Origin of the sequence: Scandinavium sp. M-37, assembly GCF_043558715.1 — a bacterium.
GTDB lineage: Bacteria > Pseudomonadota > Gammaproteobacteria > Enterobacterales > Enterobacteriaceae > Scandinavium > Scandinavium vulneris_A.
The window spans coordinates 24,745-44,630 of sequence record NZ_JBIGIN010000016.1; the positions used below are offsets into that span (position 1 = coordinate 24,745).

The 19,886-nt window shown below is 55.7% G+C and carries 19 protein-coding genes; 14 read left to right on the plus strand and 5 right to left on the minus strand.

Translation table 11 applies throughout. The features are described 5' to 3' along the window. The first annotated feature begins 334 nt into the window (after positions 1-334). A complete protein-coding gene (locus ACG0Z5_RS13060) occupies positions 335-1,945 on the plus strand; it encodes a DUF4153 domain-containing protein (RefSeq protein WP_394447964.1) in 1,611 nt (536 codons plus the stop codon). Positions 1,946-1,992: 47 nt separating this feature from the next. On the opposite strand, the gene hslO is transcribed toward ACG0Z5_RS13060, so the two are convergent. The 4 genes from hslO to ACG0Z5_RS13080 all read right to left on the minus strand — a co-directional run bounded on the left by hslO (position 1,993) and on the right by ACG0Z5_RS13080 (position 6,192). After that, positions 1,993-2,871 (minus strand): Hsp33 family molecular chaperone HslO, encoded by an 879-nt coding sequence (gene hslO / locus ACG0Z5_RS13065; protein ID WP_394448096.1) that lies wholly within the window; start codon positions 2,869-2,871, stop codon positions 1,993-1,995. A gap of 23 nt (positions 2,872-2,894) precedes the next feature. Continuing rightward, positions 2,895-3,296 (minus strand): ribosome-associated heat shock protein Hsp15, encoded by a 402-nt coding sequence (hslR, locus tag ACG0Z5_RS13070; protein WP_394447965.1) that lies wholly within the window; start codon positions 3,294-3,296, stop codon positions 2,895-2,897. 10 nt (positions 3,297-3,306) lie between these two features. Further along, positions 3,307-3,975, minus strand: coding sequence for a GMP/IMP nucleotidase (yrfG, locus tag ACG0Z5_RS13075; RefSeq protein WP_394447967.1), 669 nt, complete (start codon positions 3,973-3,975; stop codon positions 3,307-3,309). Positions 3,976-4,044: 69 nt separating this feature from the next. Next, the gene (locus ACG0Z5_RS13080; protein WP_394447969.1) at positions 4,045-6,192 is read right to left on the minus strand and encodes an intracellular growth attenuator family protein; all 2,148 of its coding nucleotides are present in this window, start codon (positions 6,190-6,192) and stop codon (positions 4,045-4,047) included. 318 nt (positions 6,193-6,510) lie between these two features. On the opposite strand from ACG0Z5_RS13080, the gene nudE reads away from it, so the two are divergent. Further along, the gene (gene nudE, locus ACG0Z5_RS13085) at positions 6,511-7,071 is read left to right on the plus strand and encodes an ADP compounds hydrolase NudE (protein WP_394447971.1); all 561 of its coding nucleotides are present in this window, start codon (positions 6,511-6,513) and stop codon (positions 7,069-7,071) included. Positions 7,072-7,111: 40 nt separating this feature from the next. Here the strand turns inward: nudE and mrcA are convergent, their stop codons facing one another. Next, positions 7,112-9,664, minus strand: a complete 2,553-nt coding sequence (gene mrcA / locus ACG0Z5_RS13090; RefSeq protein ID WP_394447973.1) for a peptidoglycan glycosyltransferase/peptidoglycan DD-transpeptidase MrcA — start codon at positions 9,662-9,664, stop codon at positions 7,112-7,114. Between the two features lie 149 nt (positions 9,665-9,813). Between mrcA and ACG0Z5_RS13095 the strand changes: the two genes are divergently transcribed. From ACG0Z5_RS13095 to trpS, 12 genes are all read left to right on the plus strand, one after another. Then, positions 9,814-10,536, plus strand: coding sequence for a pilus assembly protein (locus ACG0Z5_RS13095; protein WP_394447975.1), 723 nt, complete (start codon positions 9,814-9,816; stop codon positions 10,534-10,536). Position 10,537: 1 nt separating this feature from the next. Then, the gene (locus tag ACG0Z5_RS13100) at positions 10,538-11,077 is read left to right on the plus strand and encodes a PilN domain-containing protein (RefSeq protein ID WP_394447977.1); all 540 of its coding nucleotides are present in this window, start codon (positions 10,538-10,540) and stop codon (positions 11,075-11,077) included. Next, entirely contained in the window at positions 11,061-11,492 is a 432-nt protein-coding gene (locus ACG0Z5_RS13105; protein WP_394447979.1) for a hypothetical protein, read from the plus strand. Before ACG0Z5_RS13100 ends, ACG0Z5_RS13105 begins: the two co-directional genes overlap by 17 nt. Continuing rightward, positions 11,485-11,883, plus strand: a complete 399-nt coding sequence (locus ACG0Z5_RS13110; RefSeq protein ID WP_394447981.1) for a HofP DNA utilization family protein — start codon at positions 11,485-11,487, stop codon at positions 11,881-11,883. The genes ACG0Z5_RS13105 and ACG0Z5_RS13110 overlap by 8 nt, the downstream gene beginning before the upstream one ends. Further along, the gene (hofQ, locus tag ACG0Z5_RS13115; RefSeq protein WP_394448098.1) at positions 11,801-13,033 is read left to right on the plus strand and encodes a DNA uptake porin HofQ; all 1,233 of its coding nucleotides are present in this window, start codon (positions 11,801-11,803) and stop codon (positions 13,031-13,033) included. Before ACG0Z5_RS13110 ends, hofQ begins: the two co-directional genes overlap by 83 nt. A 269-nt stretch (positions 13,034-13,302) precedes the next feature. Next, positions 13,303-13,824, plus strand: coding sequence for a shikimate kinase AroK (aroK, locus tag ACG0Z5_RS13120; RefSeq protein WP_312628434.1), 522 nt, complete (start codon positions 13,303-13,305; stop codon positions 13,822-13,824). A 171-nt stretch (positions 13,825-13,995) separates the two neighbouring features. Next, positions 13,996-15,084 (plus strand): 3-dehydroquinate synthase, encoded by a 1,089-nt coding sequence (gene aroB / locus ACG0Z5_RS13125; protein ID WP_394447983.1) that lies wholly within the window; start codon positions 13,996-13,998, stop codon positions 15,082-15,084. Between the two features lie 89 nt (positions 15,085-15,173). Then, complete coding sequence (damX, locus tag ACG0Z5_RS13130; protein ID WP_394447985.1) at positions 15,174-16,493, plus strand: cell division protein DamX; 1,320 nt, start codon at positions 15,174-15,176, stop codon at positions 16,491-16,493. 120 nt (positions 16,494-16,613) lie between these two features. Beyond that, positions 16,614-17,435 (plus strand): adenine-specific DNA-methyltransferase, encoded by an 822-nt coding sequence (gene dam / locus ACG0Z5_RS13135; protein WP_394447987.1) that lies wholly within the window; start codon positions 16,614-16,616, stop codon positions 17,433-17,435. 20 nt (positions 17,436-17,455) lie between these two features. Beyond that, the gene (gene rpe, locus ACG0Z5_RS13140) at positions 17,456-18,133 is read left to right on the plus strand and encodes a ribulose-phosphate 3-epimerase (protein WP_394447989.1); all 678 of its coding nucleotides are present in this window, start codon (positions 17,456-17,458) and stop codon (positions 18,131-18,133) included. Next, complete coding sequence (gene gph, locus ACG0Z5_RS13145) at positions 18,126-18,887, plus strand: phosphoglycolate phosphatase (protein WP_319627009.1); 762 nt, start codon at positions 18,126-18,128, stop codon at positions 18,885-18,887. The genes rpe and gph overlap by 8 nt, the downstream gene beginning before the upstream one ends. Then, positions 18,880-19,884 carry a tryptophan--tRNA ligase gene (trpS, locus tag ACG0Z5_RS13150; RefSeq protein ID WP_319627008.1) on the plus strand — a complete coding sequence of 335 codons (1,005 nt, stop codon included), beginning with the start codon at positions 18,880-18,882 and terminating at the stop codon, positions 19,882-19,884. The genes gph and trpS overlap by 8 nt, the downstream gene beginning before the upstream one ends. The last annotated feature ends 2 nt before the right edge of the window (positions 19,885-19,886 follow it).

Genomic DNA, 19,886 nt, shown 5'->3' on the forward strand with positions numbered 1-19,886 from the left:
GGTTAATAAATGGTTTAATGAACTGGTGGAATGTGAATGTAATCGCATTCCTGAAAGAAAGTTACGGAAGAGTTACAGCGAGAATCGATTCATGTCTCGGTCATTAATCTGAAACCGGACGAAAGGGTGTGCGTATTCCTCGGCTCTGTACGAAAATGCAGCTTTAATTAACAGGGCAGCTGCGATGAATAATGAAAGTGGATATTCCCCCGCGAGCCGGGCAGCGGTTTTGCTCGTTGGCACGGTACTGGGCATCCTTTGCTACCTGCTGGCACGGCATCATCAGCTTACGGCAGATACCGATACTAATTTTTGGTCATTTGCGGTCATTATAATGGCAGTACCTGCCACCGTGATGACCACCACCGCGTTTACCTCTTCGCGAAAACCGCTCCTTCTGAGACTTTCCACCCTGGTGGGCCTCTGGGGATTGTTGGCGCTGTTTGGCATCGCTGCCGGTTATCAGGATGCGCTCGCCAGCCTTGAGCGGTGGGATAGTCAGGGATGGTTTCTGACGTTTAGCGCGCAGCTGATGCTGATAGGCCTGCTGATACTCCCCTGGTTGCAATGGCGTTTTGAACCGGCTGAAGGCCAATCGTTTTACACGGTGTTCTATCACCGTAATGGGGTTAACGCCTTAACGCTGCTGGCGGTGGTTATTGCCAACGGCCTCTTCTGGTTGATTTTGCTTTTGTGGGCAAAATTGTTCGAGATGGTCGATATCACGCTGTTTAACAAAATCTTCTTTGATTCCGGATGGTTCTTTGCAGTGGTAACGGGGGCGATATCTGCGCTGACGGTTATCCTGACGCAGCATCAGGCAAAGCGGATGGCGGCTATCCAAAACCTGTTGACGCTGCTTGCCAGCTGGCTGTTACCTTTACTGTCTCTGCTCACGCTGTCGTTCATTGTGGTACTACCGTTTGTGGGGCTGGAGAGGCTTTCTCACCAACTTTCTGCCGCAGGGTTACTGAACTGTCTGGCGCTAATGTCACTCTTTTTGGTCGTCATCGTTTTCGGCCCGGAACGCAATGTTCAGCGCTATCCTTCAGGGCTGCGCTATCTCATTTACGTATCTATTCTGGTGCTGCCGTTGTATGCCCTTTTGGCGTCATGGGCACTTTGGCTACGCGTCGATCAGTACGGATGGACACCTGAACGCCTGTACGCGGTGCTGATCACCTGCATTACGCTCGTCTGGACAATCGGCTACTGCGTGAGCCTGCTGTTTAACCGACATGACCCTTTTAGATTGCAGGATAAAGTGGTGCCTGGCGTCTTTCTTCTGATGCTGATTTTTCTCATTTTGCTTCGTACCCCGCTGCTGGATGTGTGGAAAATTAGCGTAAACGACCAGATGTCTCGCTATCAGTCAGGAAAGATAACGGCGGAGCAGGTCAGCCTCTACCTGTTCAGCCAGGCGGGTAAGCGTGGTCAGCAGGCGCTGCAAACGCTACAACAGGACGAGAAATTTATGGCCACGCCTCAGCGCAGACAAGAGTTGAACATGTTATTGGCGCCACGCGGAAAGATGGACAGCGCGGTGACTCAGGCGCAGCTAAAGGACAACGTTGACGTGATGCCTGCGGATGTACACCCGGACGCGCAACTGTGGGTTGCCATCGGAAAAGAACAATATCTCTCTATGGCCTGCCTGCGGAGTAAGGAGGAGTGCCTGCTGGTCAGTCAGGATCTCAATCACGACGGGCAGCCTGAGTGGGTGCTGTATCAATTTACTCAGGGAACAGCCGTTATCTACAGGCATACGGCGCAGGGATGGACAATGGCGGGGGAATCCCGGAAATTCCCGAAATCGTTAACCAAGGATGAACTGCTCAATGCGTTGGGTCAGAACAAGGTGCTCACAGTGAAAAAGGAGTGGGACGATCTCTCCATTTTTGGCGAGCGGTTGAAGGTTGATTATTACGATACCGGTGAACGGTAGTGTTCAAAAGCTCCCTCACCGGGAGCTTTTGCTTTTCTGATCTCTGATCAATGTACCTGCGGATCCGCCGGGGAAGCGTTGTTACGGATCTCGGCGATATCCATCGCGTTGAACACGTAATGGCTGCCGCAGTAGTCGCAGTTCATGTCGATTTCGCCGTCGTCGGCCAGAATGCTGTCCACTTCTTCATCCGGCAGCGTTCGCAGCGCATCGGCGCAGCGTTCACGGGAGCAGGTGCACTTGAATTCGACCGTCTGAGGATCGTAAACCGTCACTTCTTCTTCATGATACAGACGCCACAGCACGTCGTTGGCTGGCAGGCCAAAAAGCTCTTCGGCTTTGATGGTGTCGGTCAGGGTTGCCAGGTGCTCAAAGTCCGCCGCCTGCGCATTCTGCGCGGGCATCACCTGCAGCAGAATTCCGCCCGCCGCCATTTTGCCTTCGTGCTCGCCGGTACGAATGATCAGACGCGTCGGCAGCTGTTCTGAACGCAGGAAGTAATCTTCCAGGCACGCCGCCAGCGTATCGCCTTCCAGACCGACTACGCCCTGGTAGCGCTCGCCTTCTTCCGGCGCAATGGTGATAACCAGATAGCCGTTACCGACCAGCGCTTTCAGATCCGCATTTTCCGGGATATCGCCCTGAACACGCGCCACACCGCGAAGCTGTTGATTGTTGTTGCCGTTGATCACCGCCAGCGACATTGGGCCATCGCCCTGCAACTGCACGGTGATGTCACCGGCAAACTTCAGGGTTGCGGTTAGCAGGCTGGTGGCCACCAGCAGCTCGGCCAGCACGTTTTTAACCGGCTGCGGATAGGTGTGGTTGGCGAGCACCTGCTCCAGCGTTTCGGAGACGGTGACCAGTTCGCCGCGTACGGCCACGTTTTCAAACAGATAGCGGTGCAATTGATCGTGTTGAATCATCATTTTCTCTCTTAAGGGAACGGTTACTCACTGTTCCCATGTTTAAATCTCATCAGGTCGCGGCGCTCTTTTTTATCAGGGCGACGGTCCGGGTGCGGCATGGTCAGCGCGTTCAGCTTGCGGACCACGGCCATTTTTTCCCGTTTTTCGATACTTTCGGCGGTCTCTTCATACAGCAACACGGCTTCGGTCGCCGGGCGTCGCTGTTCGGTGATGGCCTTAACAATCACCGTTCGCTCATCGTTGCCCTGACGCAGCGTCAGCGTGGCGTTCATTTCCACCACTTTGCTGGGCTTGCTACGCTGTCCGTTGTAATGCACCTTACCGCCTTCCACCATCTCACGTGCAACCGCACGGGTTTTGTAAAAGCGGGCCGCCCAGAGCCACTTATCGAGCCGGACGGCATCAGTGGGCTTCTCTTGCATGGCTTCTCCTTCACCGGATCGCAGGGATCAGGCGACGATAATCATTCAATGCCGGGTGACGCTGATACTGCTTTTCCGCGATACCAGAATCGGGATTGGTGACGCCGAGACAGTAACGGATCCCGAATAACGCCGCGGCATCAAGAATTGGTTCGCTGTCGTCAATAAACAGCGTTCTGTGCGCTTCCAGCGTTGTTTCTTCGGCCACAGCCTGCCACAAGCGCTGATCTTCTTTCGGATAACCAAATGTGTGGGTCGAAAGTAATAAATCAAGGTGTGATGCCAGACCGGTATGTTCCAGCTTCACCGCCAGGTTGTGCGGATGTGCGTTGGTTAGCAAAATGCGGCGTTTACCACAGGCATTCAGCGCATCAAGAAACGGCACGGTGTCATCACGCAGCACGGCCCGTGGCCCTTGCTCGGTGGTCATGGCGCAAATATCCAGCCCCAGACGCTCGCTCCAGTAATCCAGACAGTACCAGTTTAGCGTATGCTGCACGGCGTGATATTCCTGACTGATGCGCGTGCGCGCGTCCTGCAGGCTGATGCCGTTTTGCGCGCCGTAGGTTTCAGGCACCAGCTGCTGCCAGAAATAGTTGTCGAAGGCGAGATCGAGAAGAGTGCCGTCCATATCCAGCAGAACGGTGTCGACCTCCTGCCAGGCAATGTCAAAATGCATAGTGCGTCTCCAGCCGGAAGAATGCGCGACAGGGTATCACACCGGTCGCGCGAGCGGGAGCAGGGCGGTTTAGCGGTCTGTGGGATCCTGATGCAGCAGATCCGTGGTGGTTAACAGCACCGGATTGAGGCTCTCCTCGTAGTATTTATGAATATCCGCCATGCGCATACGGTGGCGCTGATAGCGGCGAATGGCCTGAATGCCATTCCAGGCAAAGCATGCCAGCATCGCCAGCATCAACAGCGTAATGCTAATGTAGCGCCACAGCCCGGAACTGTCCGGCATGCGGTGCAGATTGATGTGTTTGGTACCGTTGGCATCGGTGTATAAGTTGGTGACAATCCCTTCGGCGGTAAACGGCGTATGCATCAGCATTCCCGCGAGGCGCTGAAATTCGCTCCACTGCTCATGCGCCGGATAGTCATACAGGCTAACCGACGGCCAAGGCTGTGACACCAAATCGCTGCCTTCATCGCTGGCAATCAGGAAGCCGCCCGGTGCCGGGCTGTTCAGAGCCTGCGCCGCGCGTGCCGTTTCGCGCATGACGAACGGCGCGGTCGAAGTGGTGACCAGATTATCCAGGGACTCGGCGCTGACCGGGCGCAGCAGTACGTTCACCCCGTCCAGTTTCCCGGCGCTGGCGCGTTTGGTCAGCGTGTCCCAATCGCGGGTGTTCCCAAGGTTGACCAGCGCATTTTTCAGGCGTGCGCAGTCGTCTTCGGCAGAGCACAGATCTTGTGTTTTCAGTACGATATCAGCGAAATCATCCAGCAGTACCATCCCCGATTTTTGGATCGCAGAACGCAGCGCCGGGCTGACGCGAGAGCTGTCATCCGGGCTTGGGTGCAGCTGACGATTCACCGCCTGCATCAGGGCCGTGGCTTTGGTCACAATATCCGATTCCGGCAGCGGCAACGGCGGCGCGTCGTTCCAGATAATCTGCGAGCAATCAAACGGCATATACGGCGAGTTTTGCTGCGCGGTCCAGGTCCCCTGCGAGTGGATATTACACATCCCGGTTCCGGAAAGGTGCAGCGTATCACCGACACGAACGCCCGCTTGCTCAAGCTGATTGACCGTTGTCGCCTCAATGGTTTGGGCGCCTTTCAGCCACGAAAGGGTAAATTTGAACGGCATCCCTAACGGCACGCTCATCCACAGCATCACCACAATCAGCAGTGCCCCGCTGGCGATAATGGCGCTGCGCAGCCAGTGCTGGAGAGGGAAATGCTTCACTTCGTTATGCAGCGACAGGAAGCGGCCCTGGCGCACTACGTGGCGGTCGAGATAAATGTCGATATCCGTCTGCTGGCCGAGGTCCTGGGCGATAAAAGGCTGCCAGTGACGCGGGTAAATCAGGTCGATAATGCCGAGCGAGATATTGTTGAGGTGCTCCTGGTCATTTTCGCCAAACAGGCCCCAGCGTTTCGGCGTGCCGCGCAGGCAGTGGATTTCACGCAGTGCAGTTTTAGACGGGGGCGCAAACAGGCCCCACAGGCCGAACACCAACAGCAAAATCGCGCCGCCGGTGACCCACGGGACAAACACTTCCGGCACCATCAGGGCGCAGAAAAAGAGCAGGAACGCGCCGACGACCAGCAGCGCTTCACGCAGGCCGTCCGGGCGACTCAGGGCATACTCTTCATGGGTTTCCTGGCGAATGTTCAGCAGTTCAATCTGCTCGCTTTCTTCACCGCGAATGGATGCCTGGGTCGACGGGCGTTGCTCCAGCGCAAAGCCTTTGGCTTCCTGCTTATGGTCGTGCAGGGTATGGCCGTTGAGGGAAATAACCAGCGGCAAAGAATCGGTATAGATAAGTTCGACCGCGTTTTCGTCGTTGATGTACTGTTCCCAGAAGGGGGGCAGATGAATTTCAACGGAGTCGAGGAAGTAGCGCCACTTATTCGGGTCTTCGGTGGTTATCCCGTAGCGGGTAATGGACTGGGTGACGCTATAGACCGTGTTACTTTGGGCATTGAGGGTCAGAACAGCGGGTGCCACAGTGGCACCGGAAGCGGGCACTTCCAGCGTACGGCTCAGACTTTCGAGATAGCTTTCAACGGCAGCGCATTCATCGCTGGTCAGTTTGCGCGTAGTAGCGCCAGTAAACGCATGCAGTCGGGGAAGACGCCGTTGCTGCGAGCGCTGTCGATAAAACCACCCTGCAAGCAATGCGCAGGCCAGCATAGCAGCGAGAAGAATCAAAAAGGTGCCCATGCTTTTCCCATCAAACTTATTCTTACAGGTTTCATCGGTTGCCCATTAACACAGAACGTGAGCCCGTAGTTAGCTATCGGCACGCATCACGCAGAACTTTAAAGACTTATTACGTTCTGACGCAACTTTTGAGCATAACAAAGGTCAATGCAAGCGAATATCAGCAAATTCTCAAAACCTTTGCAAGGGCTTGACTTTTTATCTAAAAAAGGACTGATGCTGAAAGTTACATAGATGTAAATACACGACGACAGGAATTGCCTAAACTGTGCGGCATGTCGCACAATTACCCTGTTATCACAGCAAGCACAGGTCATCATGGATAAACCATTAACAAAACCCATCCTCCATCACGTTGAAACGGTCGCCCGTTCCCGACTGTTTACCGTAGAAAGTGTGGATCTGGAATTCAGCAATGGCGAGCGCCGGGTGTATGAACGGATGCGTCCTTCTACCCGCGAAGCGGTGATGATCGTCCCGATTGTTGATGACCATCTTATTCTGATCCGCGAATATGCGGTCGGCACCGAATCGTACGAGCTTGGTTTTTCGAAGGGGCTGATCGACCCCGGTGAAAGCGTATTCGAAGCCGCGAACCGCGAGCTGAAAGAAGAAGTCGGCTTTGGGGCCAATAACCTGACGTTTCTGAAGAAACTGAGCATGGCGCCGTCCTATTTCTCCAGCAAAATGAATATCGTGGTGGCGGAGAATCTTTACCCGGAATCGCTGCCTGGCGATGAACCTGAGCCGCTGCCGCAGGTGCGCTGGCCGCTGGCAGAGTTGTTAACCCTGCTGGATGATCCGGATTTCAATGAAGCCCGTAACGTGAGCGCGCTGTTTCTGGTCCGCGAATGGCTGAAAGAGCAGGGCCGGTTGTAATCATCGGGAAATAACAAAGGCGCCAGAGGCGCCTTTTTTGTCAGAACAGTTCGTGGGTTTCACCGTTGTCTATCAGGGTGGTTCCTACTTCACGCACCGACTGTTGGGTCGGCTGCGTGCCTTCGATAAAGTACTCTGCGCGACTGTTCCCGCCGTTCGCCAACTGCCCGGTGTAGCGGTCGATATTGACCGTCACCACGCCCGCTGGTGGCGTAAGTGGTTGTTCCGGTACGCCTTCCAGCGCTGCCTTCATGAACAAATCCCACGCCGGCTGAGCACTCTTCGCCCCGCCTTCGTAACCGGAAATCTGATCTTTAATCGCGCCTGACGCCGAGGTACGGCCCAGATTGCGGCGATGATCGTCAAAGCCAATCCACACCGACGTTACCACGCCCGGACCATAACCCGAGAACCAGGCATCTTTCGAGCTGTTGGTGGTGCCGGTTTTGCCGCCAATGTCATGACGCTGCAGATCACGACCTGCGCGCCAGCCGGTTCCCTGCCAGCCCGGTTCGCCGAAGACGTTGGTATTCAGAGCGCTCTTGATCAGGAAGGACAGCGGGGTGCTGATCACGTGCGGGGCATACTCCTGCCCGCCGCTCCGGGCGACCAGCGCCTGGTTGGCCTGCTCGAGGCTTGGCATCGGTACAGTAGAATTCTGTGGCGTCTGAGAGGTGGCTACATCTTCTACATCTTTGTTTTCCAGCACGTCAGATTTCGGCGTATCACCGTAGATCACCGGAATATCGCAATCCGCACAGGCGATTTTCGGTCTGGCTTCAAAGATAACGCCACCCGCGTCGTTTTCGATTTTAGTGATGAAGTAGGGGTCAATCAGGAAACCGCCGTTTGCCATCACCGAATAACCGCGTGCCACCTGCAGCGGGGTAAATGATGCGGAGCCCAGCGCCAGCGATTCGGTACGCACGATGTTGTTGGCCGGGAAGCCGAAGCGCTGCAGGTATTCTGCCGCGTAATCCACACCCATCGCACGCATGGCGCGCACCATCACCACGTTTTTCGACTGGCCGAGACCCTGACGCAGGCGAATCGGACCGGCGTATTGCGGCGGGGAGTTCTTCGGACTCCAGTCAGAACCGGCACCCGCATCCCAGCGTGAGATAGGCACGTCGTTCAGAATACTCGCCAGGGTCAGACCTTTGTCCATCGCTGCGGTATAGAGGAACGGTTTGATGTTCGAGCCGACCTGGCGCAGTGCCTGGGTGGCGCGGTTGAATTTACTCTGGTTGAAGTCAAACCCGCCAACCAGCGCAATGATCGCGCCGTTTTGTGGGTTAATCGACACCAGCGCCGAGTTGACGTCCGGCACCTGTGCCAGCCACCAGCCATCATTCACCTGACGGACCCAGATTTGCTGACCGGTCTGTACCACGTCGGTCACTTTACGCGGGGTTGGACCCTGCTGCGTATCCGAGCGGTACGGGCGTGCCCAGCGCATACCATCCATATTCAGTGAAACCGAGGTGCCATCAGCCATCATCACCGTGGCATCCTGAGGGTTCGCAGCGGTCACCACCGCGGGTAAAAGCGGTCCGTATGTCGGCAAGCTTTTCAGGCTATCGGTGATTTTTTGGCTGTCCCACGGGGTTTCGCCCACCTTCCACAGCACGTTAGACGGACCGCGATAGCCGTGACGCATATCGTAATCCATGACGTTGGTGCGCAGGGCATGCTGCGCCGCCAGCTGATCTTTGCGGGTGATGGTGGTGTAAACGCGATAGCCGTCTTCGTAGGCCTTGTCACCGTAGCGACTCACCATTTCCTGGCGCACCATTTCGGTCAGGTACGGGGCGGAGAAGGCAATTTCCGGCGCATGGTATCGGGCGTGGATCGGCTCGCGGATGGCCTCATCATATTGCGCCTGAGTGATGTAGTTCTCGCTTAACATTCGCGACAACACCACGTTACGACGGGCGGTTGCCCGATCCATCGAATACAGCGGGTTAAAGGTGGACGGGGCTTTTGGCAGGCCAGCAATCACCGCCATTTCGCTCAGCGTCAGCTGATCGATGGATTTACCGAAATAGACCTGTGCGGCAGACCCGACGCCATAGGCCCGGTAACCGAGGTAAATCTTATTCAGGTACAGCTCAAGAATTTCATCCTTGCTGAGCATCTGCTCAATGCGGATAGCCAGGAACACTTCTTTAATTTTACGCGTCAGCGTTTTTTCCGGGCTCAGGAAGAAGTTACGCGCCAGCTGCTGGGTGATGGTACTGGCACCCTGTGTGGCGCGACCAGAAAACAGCGCCACGCTGGCTGCACGGAAAATACCGACCGGATCGATCCCGTGATGCTCGTAGAAACGGCTGTCTTCTGTGGCAATAAAGGCTTTCGTCAGCTCTGGCGGCATTTGGCTCAGCGTGACAGGAATACGACGTTTTTCCCCGTACTGAGCAATCAGCTCGCCTTCGGCGCTATAGATTTGCATGGGGATCTGCAGGCGCACATCCCTGAGTGTGGCTACGTCGGGTAGCTGGGGCTCAATAAATTTGTAGAGGCCAATTATCGAGCCTGCTCCCAGCAGAATGCAACAGACTGCAAGGATGAATAAATACTTTACGAACTTCACCGGAGATTTCCCATTTAGTGGTCATTGGGCAGTTTATAAACAAACGCGCGGTAGTATAAAGGCAACCCATAAGCATTGATATACCCGTCATATTTCAAACTGTACGGGCGTTGGCAGGTGCGTGGTTTAAAGGATAAGGAGATCTCAGAATGGCTTACAGTCAGTGGCAGGCAGGATTGCACTTTCAGCAGGACAGTATCGTCTGCGTCGCGGTACAGAAAACCCGTTCCGGGCGAGCGTTAAGGCGCTGGTGGCAACTGCCTGTGGAAACCGATGCCAGCGAACAACATCTTATTGCGGCCCTGCGCCGAATTCAGCGTGAAATGCCGCGCTTTCATCGGCTTGTCGCCGCCATTCCCGCAGCCGACACGCTGCAAAGACAGCTTCCGACGCCGCAGATGATTCTGCGCGAAAGTGAAACCGCGCAATGGGTGGCCAGCACGGTGGCGAAGCAGCTTGAAATGCCAAGTGAAACCCTCGCGTTTGATTACCAAACCGCTGACACAAAGAGTTACAGCGTGACCGCCGTTCGACGACGTGATGTGGAGGTGCTGCAACAGCGTCTTCGCGCCGCCGGTTTGAACCTGTGCGCTATCGCGCCGGATGCCAGCGCGCTGCAAAACTTTCTCCCGTGGATAGCGAAAGATGTGCCCGGTGTGTGCTGGCAGGACAGACAGCAGTGGCTGTGGGCGACGCGTGAGGCCTGGGGCTGTAGCGCCGACGCCCCCGCCGATCTGCTGGTGTGCACCACCCAGCCTGAAAGCGGGCTGAGTTTTAATCCCTGGTTTCCGCTCAATCAGCTTCAACCGCCTTTACCACAACACGGGGATGCCTTTGCCATCGCGTTGGCCCTCGCCTTAGGGGTGGCGTGACATGGCGCGGCCATTGAATTTGCTGCGCTGGCGTGAACGGCGTCGGCGGGAGTGTGTGCGTTTTTGGGGACTGCTGTTCGTCGGTGCCTGGCTAATCGCGTTAATGCTGATTTTCGCCGGACGGGCCGGGCAGATGCATCAGCAGAAAGAGCAGGCGCTGCGCCAGCAAAACGATAGGGCACTGCTTCAGGCATTTATTCAGCGGGAACAGCAACTGCATGCTGAGCTCGAACGGCGGGAAAACGTCGAGACCCACCGTCGGGAGCGGGCGCTCACCCGTCGCTGGCAATCCACGCTGCAGCGTTTAGCTGAATATCTCCCTGAACAGGCGTGGCTGACGGCGGTGACATGGCAGGGCAACGCTTTCAGCTTTACGGGGCTCGCTAACCGCTTTCCCGCGCTGTCGCAGGTTGATACGGCGGTACGCAGCCTGCCAGGGTTTCGCGCCGTGAGCCCGGGAGCCATGCTTCGGGATGCGCAGGGACACTGGCAGTTTAGCTATCAGCTACAGGCGGAGGGCGGCGATGGGAAATCTCGCTGAACGCTGGTGTGATTTCTCACCCCGGATTCGCCTCGGCGCAGGGCTACTGATGGTCGGGCTGTTAATGGCGCCAGGGGTTTACTGCCATCGCGAGGTCATCAGCGACGAGATGCCGGTCCCGCTCAGCTCACAGTGGCAGAAAATGATGCCGCTGCGGGGGGATTATCCTGTTGAGCCAGCCTCACCTGCCAAACCCTTTTCGGCTCTCGATTTCGATACCGAAGACAGCCATCTCGTGAGTTGGCAACCAGTAGGCGCAGGCGGTGAGCTGGCTCTGGAGGCTAACTGGCAGAGTATTCCCCCGCTATTTATCCGGCTGGCGGAACGTGGCCAGTCGGTACGGGGATTCAGTATTGTGCCGGAACGAAAGCGGCTGAAAGTGACGCTCCAGCTTGAGGCCCTCGACGATGACTGACTGGCGTGTACCGATGGTGCTTACACTGCCGCTGTTGTTGGGGATGCGTGACCCGTTTCTGCCGCCGCAAGACCGCTGTGCCGTTTCGCAGATGATGCTTTGGCATTACCAGGGCATGGTTAGCCACGGTGAACAGCGTACGGGGATCGTACGCGATGCCAGCGGAAAATGGCGACGCCTGATAAAAGGGCAGCGGCTGGATAACGGTTGGGTTGTGTCTGGCATTCAGCCAGAGCAGATGGACATGACTGCCGACGCAGACTGCGAAACCTCGCAGTGGCGCTGGCTGAAAGAGGGAACGAAAGATGATGCGAAGGATACTGTTGGGGATCCTGCTGATGGCGACGGCGGCCCCGGCAAAGGAAAAAACGGTGTCGCTGGCGGTGGATGATGTACCGGTCAGCCAGGTACTTCAGGCTATTGCGGCGCTCGGCGAGCGGAATATCGTTATCGCCCCGGACGTTAACGGGCAGATCTCGTTGCAGCTGATTAATGTGCCGTGGAAAGTGGCATTGCAGACGGTCACCGGTAGCGCGGGGTTAGGGTTCGAGACGCAGGGCAACGTGTTGTTCGTGCACACCAAAGCCTGGCTGGCGGAGAAAAAGGCGCAGCACGACGCCGACAGCCAGAAGCGCTTACAAACGTTACCGCTGCAAGGGCAAAGCGTTTCTCTGCAATACGCTGATGCGACGGAACTGGCGAAAGCCGGAGAAAAAATGCTCAGTGCCAGAGGCACGATGACGGTCGATAAGCGCACCAATCGTCTGCTGGTTCGTGATGATCAACCGCACCTGACGGACCTGCTCGCCTGGGTCAGTGAGATGGATTTGCCGGTCGGGCAGGTCGAGTTGACCGCGCATATCGTAACAATTAATGAAAAGAGCCTGCGTGAGTTGGGCGTGAAATGGAACCTGGCCGATGCAGAAGGCAGCGTCGGTTCCGGGCAGATGACCACGCTTAACAGCGATCTTTCGGTGGCGAATGCGACCACCCACGCGGGTTTTAACATCGGCAAAATTGGCGGCAGGCTGCTGGAGCTCGAGCTCTCGGCGCTGGAACAACAGCAGCAACTGGAGATTATCGCCAGCCCGCATTTGCTGACCTCTCACTTACAACCCGCCAGCATCAAGCAGGGGACGGAAATTCCGTATCAGGTATCGAGTGGGGAAAGCGGGGCAACCTCGGTGGAATTTAAGGAAGCGGTTCTCGGGATGGAAGTCACGCCCACCGTGCTGCAGAAAAACCGTATACGCCTTAAACTGAAGATAACCGAAGATATGCCGGGGCAGGTATTGCAGCAGGCAGATGGCGAAGTGCTGGCCATTGATACCCAGGAAATCGAGACGCAGGTAGAGGTTAAAAGTGGTGAAACGCTGGCATTGGGCGGCATCTTCTCGCAAAAGAAAAAGTCCGGGCGAGACAGCGTTCCACTCCTGGGCGATATCCCCTGGCTGGGGCAGTTGTTCCGTCATGACGGAAAAGATAGCGAGCGCCGCGAGCTGGTGGTGTTCATTACCCCGCGTATTATTTCTGCGCAATAAGCCTTTTATTGGCGCTCTTTTTCACAGTGAACACGTTTCAGGTGTTTGACGTGAGGCCGGATTTAGCATACAAGGAGTACCGATTTGAGAGTCGGTCCCCTAAAAAATCCGGTAATGATTAGAGTTGCCAAACCTGCCGGAGTATTGAGATAATTTTCGGTCTGACTCTCGCACTATCGCATATGAGGTTTCAGTTCATGCCTGGCGTCGCCGTGTGGTTCGCGTCGCGGGTTTATTATTAACGAAATAGTCTTAGTAGTACCGAAAAAATGGCAGAGAAACGCAATATCTTTCTGGTTGGGCCTATGGGTGCCGGCAAAAGCACTATTGGGCGCCAGTTAGCCCAACAGCTCAATATGGAATTCTACGATTCTGATCAAGAAATCGAGAAACGCACCGGCGCTGACGTAGGCTGGGTCTTCGACGTAGAAGGCGAAGAAGGTTTCCGTGACCGCGAAGAGAAGATCATCAACGAGTTGACGGAAAAACAGGGTATTGTGCTGGCTACTGGCGGCGGCTCTGTGAAATCCCGTGAAACGCGTAATCGTCTGTCCGCTCGCGGCGTCGTGGTGTATCTGGAAACCACGATCGAAAAACAGCTCGCTCGTACGCAACGTGACAAAAAACGTCCGCTGCTGCAGGTTGAAACGCCTCCGCGTGAAGTTCTGGAAGCGCTGGCTGGCGAACGCAATCCTTTGTACGAAGAAATTGCCGATGTCACTATCCGCACTGACGATCAGAGCGCGAAAGTGGTGGCAAACCAGATCATTAACATGCTGGAAAGTAACTGATTCTGGTCAACGCTATACGAAATCGTTCAAGCTGCATCCTGGCGGCAACGGCGTGAACTCTTGCTGACATCTGTCAGCAAACGGGGCGCGAAAGCTACCGACCAGCAAGCAGCCTGAAGGATTGCGTGCACATTGCCAGTGAATGTAAGTAACCAAGGTGGACGTCGCGTTATGGAGAGGCTTACAGTAACTCTCGGGGAACGTAGTTACCCGATTACCATCGCGGCTGGTTTGTTTAACGATCCAGCTTCTTTCCTGCCACTGAAATCGGGCGACCAGGTTATGTTGGTCACCAACGAAACGCTGGCACCTGTCTATCTGGACAAGGTGCGTTCAGTGCTCGAACAGGCTGGCGTTAACGTCGACAGCGTAATCATTCCTGACGGTGAGCAGTACAAGACGCTGGCAGTGATGGATACCGTCTTCACGGCGTTACTGAAAAAACCTCACGGTCGTGATACCACGCTGATTGCCCTCGGTGGCGGTGTGGTAGGCGATCTCACCGGATTTGCGGCTGCCAGCTATCAGCGCGGCGTGCGCTTTATCCAGGTGCCAACCACCCTGTTGTCACAGGTTGATTCCTCCGTTGGCGGCAAAACGGCCGTTAACCATCCCCTCGGTAAAAACATGATTGGCGCCTTCTGGCAGCCGGTGAATGTGGTTATCGATCTTGATTGCCTAAAAACGCTCCCTGCGCGTGAACTCTCCTCCGGCCTGGCCGAGGTGATTAAGTACGGCATCATTCTGGATGCAGAATTTTTCTCCTGGCTCGAAAACAACATTGATGCGCTGATGGCGCTCGATGAAAAGGCGATGGCGTACTGTATTCGTCGCTGTTGTGAGCTGAAAGCCGAAGTTGTTGCCGCAGACGAGCGGGAAACGGGCTTACGTGCTTTACTGAATCTGGGGCACACCTTTGGTCACGCTATCGAAGCTGAAATGGGCTACGGTAACTGGCTTCACGGAGAAGCGGTCGCGGCCGGAATGGTCATGGCGGCTCGTGCTTCGGAGCGCCTCGGTCAGTTTGAGGCACAAGACACGCAGCGGATTATCGCTCTGCTCGAACGGGCGAAACTGCCAGTTTGTGGCCCGCGTGAAATGTCTCCCGATGCGTACCTGCCGCACATGCTGCGGGATAAAAAGGTGCTCGCCGGTGAGATGCGTTTAGTTTTGCCGCTTTCGATTGGCAAAAGTGAAGTGCGTGGTGGTGTTGCGCACGATGTGGTTCTTGGCGCTATTGCTGACTGTCAGCAGGCGTAACTAATAAGAAAGGTCATGCCGCCGTTGCGGTGTTTAACTTCAGGTGATGTGCAAGTGTGGTTGGCATAAGCCTTTTAGTGGGGTGTTAAATGGATGAATTTAAACCAGAAGACGATCTGAAACCCGATCCCAGCGATCGTCGTGCTGGTCGTTCCCGTCAGTCTTCCGATCGTGAAAACGATCAGCAGATCAACTTCGATGACGTCGATCTCGATGCCGATGAGCGTCGCCCGGCGCGTACCCGTAAAGCACGCGATGAGCGTGAAGAACGCGCGGAACGTTTAGAAGAAGAAGAGTATTACGATCCTGAAGAAGACGCTGAGGCGGAAGAGCAAGTCGAGCGCCGTCCGCGTAAACGTAAAAAAATGCCTGCCAGTAAGCCTGCCTCCCGCCAGTACATCATGATGGGCGTGGGGATTCTGGTTTTGCTGCTGCTGATTGTTGGGATTGGCTCTGCGCTGAAAGCCCCATCGACGTCTAACGAGCAGGCTTCAAGCGATGCGAAGAGCATCGATCTTGCCGCTAACGGCGGAACGTCAGCCGATCAGGCCAATGGCGCACAGCCTGCGCCGGGTGCAGCCCCTGCCAATCAGACCGCCACCAATCCGCAGCAGGATGTTTCGCTGCCGCCGATTTCCTCTACCCCTACTCAGGGTCAGGATACTGCCGCGCCGCAAGGCCAGCAGCGTGTCGAAGTGCAGGGTGACCTGAACAACGCGCTGACTCAGCAACAGGGGCAGCTTGACGGCGCGGTAGCGAATTCGACGCTGCCGACCGAGCCAGCTACCGTTGCACCGGTGCGTAACGGTAGCACGCCGCGTCAGGCAACCAGCACCGCCGCAACAACGGCACCGGCTGCCACGACCCGTCCAGAGCGTAAGCATGCGGTGATTGAGCCGAAGCCGCAGAGCAAACCGCAGGCGACGGCGAAAGCCACCGCGCCTAAACCGGTCGCCCAACAGCCTAAGCGTACTGAAACTGCTGCTACCAGCACTCCGGCGAAAACCACAGTGCCAGCGACAGAACCGGCGAAACCTGCCGCGACTAAACCGGCGGCAACCACTGCGGCACCAACCGCAACAGCTACGGCACCAGCCGCTACGACTGCGGGTAAAGCAAGTGGTGATGTGGCGTCGTTGAAAGGTGCACCAGGGAATCACTACACCCTGCAGCTCAGCAGCTCGTCAAACTATGACAACCTGAACAACTGGGCAAGAAAAGAGAACATCCAGAAATACGTGGTTTATCAGACCACCCGTAACGGTCAGCCATGGTATGTACTGGTCAGCGGTACCTATGCGACGAAAGATGAAGCGAAACGCGCCGTTGCTGCGCTGCCAGCTGATGTCCAGGCGAAAAACCCATGGGCTAAGCCGCTGCATCAGGTGCAGTCCGATCTGAAACAATAGCAGTACATGACACAGCGCCTTCAGTCTGCTTGTGCGGGCTGAAGGCGAATGTGTTTTTAAGCGCAGAATGCTGCAGGAGCTTTTCTCCTCAGCCTGAGAAAGTGTAAGTAGCCAGACAGCATGAAAAAAAATCGCGCTTTTTTGAAATGGGCAGGGGGAAAATATCCTCTGCTGAACGATATTGAAAAACATCTGCCTGACGGCGAATGTCTGATCGAGCCCTTTGTTGGTGCGGGTTCTGTGTTTCTGAACACCCGCTATTCCCGTTATATCCTCGCGGATATCAACAGCGACCTGATTGATCTCTACAACATCGTCAAAACGCGTACCGCCGAGTATGTCGAAGCCGCACGTTTGATGTTCGTTCCTGCCAATAACAACGCCGAAATCTATTACCAGTTGCGCAGCGAGTTCAATCAGTGCCGGGAACCGCTGCGTCGCGCGGTGCTGTTCCTGTATCTGAACCGTCATGGTTATAACGGTCTGTGCCGCTATAACCTCAAAGGCGAGTTTAACGTGCCGTTTGGCCGTTACAAAAAGCCGTATTTTCCCGAAGCCGAGCTAAACCATTTTGCCCTTAAGGCGCAGAACGCTGAGTTTCACTGCATGTCCTACGAGGAATGCATGGCGATGGCCAGCAAAGACTCGGTGGTGTACTGCGATCCGCCGTATGCGCCGCTGTCGGCAACCGCGAATTTTACCGCTTATCACACCAACAGCTTTACGCCCGACCAGCAGAAGCACCTGGCCGAAATGGCAGAAAAACTGGTCAGCAACCAAATTCCAGTGTTAATTTCGAACCATGACACGCCGGATACGCGTGAGTGGTACAAAGAAGCAACACATTTTCAGGTCAAGGTCCGTCGCAGCATCAGCAGCAACGGCGGGACGCGCAAAAAGGTGGATGAACTGTTGGCGCTGTATCGCCCGACCACCCCATAATCGTTTTCAAGGAGATGCGGATGAAACAGTATTTGATTGCCCCTTCGATTCTGTCGGCAGACTTTGCCCGTCTGGGTGAAGACACCGCCAAAGCCCTGGCGGCAGGTGGCGATGTCGTCCACTTCGACGTAATGGACAACCATTATGTGCCCAATCTGACGATGGGACCGATGGTGCTCAAAGCACTGCGTAATTACGGCATCACCGCTCCGATTGACGTCCACCTGATGGTCAAACCCGTAGACCGCATCATTCCTGATTTTGCCGCCGCAGGCGCCAGCATCATCACCTTCCATCCAGAAGCCTCCGACCATGTCGATCGCTCTTTGCAGCTGATTAAAGAACACGGCTGCAAGGCTGGCCTGGTGCTGAACCCGGCGACGCCGCTGAGCTATCTGGATCACGTGATGGACAAGCTGGACGTCATCCTGCTGATGTCCGTGAACCCGGGTTTCGGCGGCCAGTCCTTTATTCCACACACTCTCGATAAGCTGCGTGAAGTGCGTCGTCGGATTGATCTCTCCGGATTTGACATTCGCCTGGAAGTCGACGGCGGTGTGAAGGCCAATAACATTGGCGAGATTGCTGCCGCGGGTGCCGATATGTTTGTTGCCGGTTCGGCCATTTTTGACCAACCGGACTACAAAAAAGTGATTGATGACATGCGCAGTGAACTGGCAAAGGTAAGTCATGAGTAAATTAGAAGCGATTCGGGGCGTAGCGTTTGACCTCGATGGAACGCTGGTCGACAGCGCGCCGGGCTTAACCGCAGCGGTAGACAGCGCCCTGTATGCGCTGGAGCTGCCGACCGCAGGCGAAGAGCGCGTCATTACCTGGATTGGCAACGGGGCTGACGTGCTGATGGAGCGGGCGCTGAATTGGGCTCGTCAAGAGCGCGCCACCCAGCGTAAGGCGCAGGGTAAGCCGTCGGTTGACCATAACGATATCCCGCAGGACGAACAGCTGCGCGTGCTGCGTAAGCTCTTTGACCGCTACTACGCGGAATTTGCCGAAGAAGGGAGCTATCTGTTCCCGGCGGTGGCAGAAACCCTGGACGCGCTGCATGCCAAAGGCCTGCCGCTGGGTCTGGTTACCAACAAACCGTCGCCTTTCGTCGCCCCTCTGCTTGAGGCGCTGGATATCGCCAAATACTTCTCCGTGGTGATCGGCGGGGATGATGTGCAGAACAAAAAGCCGCATCCGGAACCCTTGCTGCTACTGGCTGATAAACTGGGTCTGACGCCTGGCGCACTGCTGTTTGTCGGTGATTCCCGCAATGATATTCAGGCGGCGTCCGCCGCGGGTTGCTGTTCCGTGGGTCTGACCTATGGCTACAACTACGGCGAAGCGATTGCCGACAGCCATCCCGACTTTGTTTTTGACCATTTTAACGATTTGTTGCCCGCTCTCGGGCTCCCGCACAGTGAAATTCAGGAAGTGAAAAATGACTAAGCCCATCGTATTTAGTGGCGCACAGCCGTCTGGCGAATTGACCATTGGCAACTATATGGGTGCGCTGCGTCAATGGGTGAACATGCAGGACGATTACCATTGCATCTACTGCATCGTTGACCTGCATGCCATTACCGCCCGTCAGGATCCCGAGAAACTGCGTAAAGCGACGCTGGATACGCTGGCGTTGTATCTGGCCTGCGGTATCGATCCTGAGAAGAGCACCATCTTCGTCCAGTCGCACGTGCCAGAGCACGCCCAGCTTGGTTGGGCGCTGAACTGCTACACCTACTTCGGCGAGCTGAGCCGCATGACGCAGTTTAAAGACAAGTCTGCTCGCTATGCCGAGAACATCAACGCTGGTCTGTTCGACTATCCGGTGCTGATGGCGGCCGACATTCTGCTGTACCAGACCAATCAGGTCCCGGTCGGTGAAGATCAGAAACAGCATCTGGAACTGAGTCGCGATATCGCCCAGCGTTTTAACGCGCTGTACGGTGAGGTGTTCAAAGTGCCTGAGCCGTTCATTCCGAAATCTGGCGCACGCGTGATGTCGCTGCTGGAACCGACCAAGAAGATGTCCAAATCTGACGATAACCGTAACAACGTGATCGGCCTGCTGGAAGATCCGAAATCCGTGGTGAAGAAAATCAAACGCGCGATGACGGATTCCGAAGAGCCGCCGGTGATTCGTTATGACGTGCAGAACAAAGCGGGGGTTTCCAACCTGCTGGATATTCTGTCTGGCGTGACTGGGCAGAGCATTCCAGAGCTGGAGCAGCACTTTGAAGGCAAAATGTATGGTCATCTGAAAGGCGAAGTGGCCGAAGCCGTTTCCGGTATGTTGACCGAGCTGCAGGAGCGTTATAACCGCTTCCGTAATGACGATGAGTTGTTGCAGAAGATTATGCGTGAAGGTGCGCAGAAGGCGAGCGCGCAGGCGGCTGAAACATTAAAAGCGGTGTACGAAGCAATTGGTTTTGTCGCCAGACCGTAAGC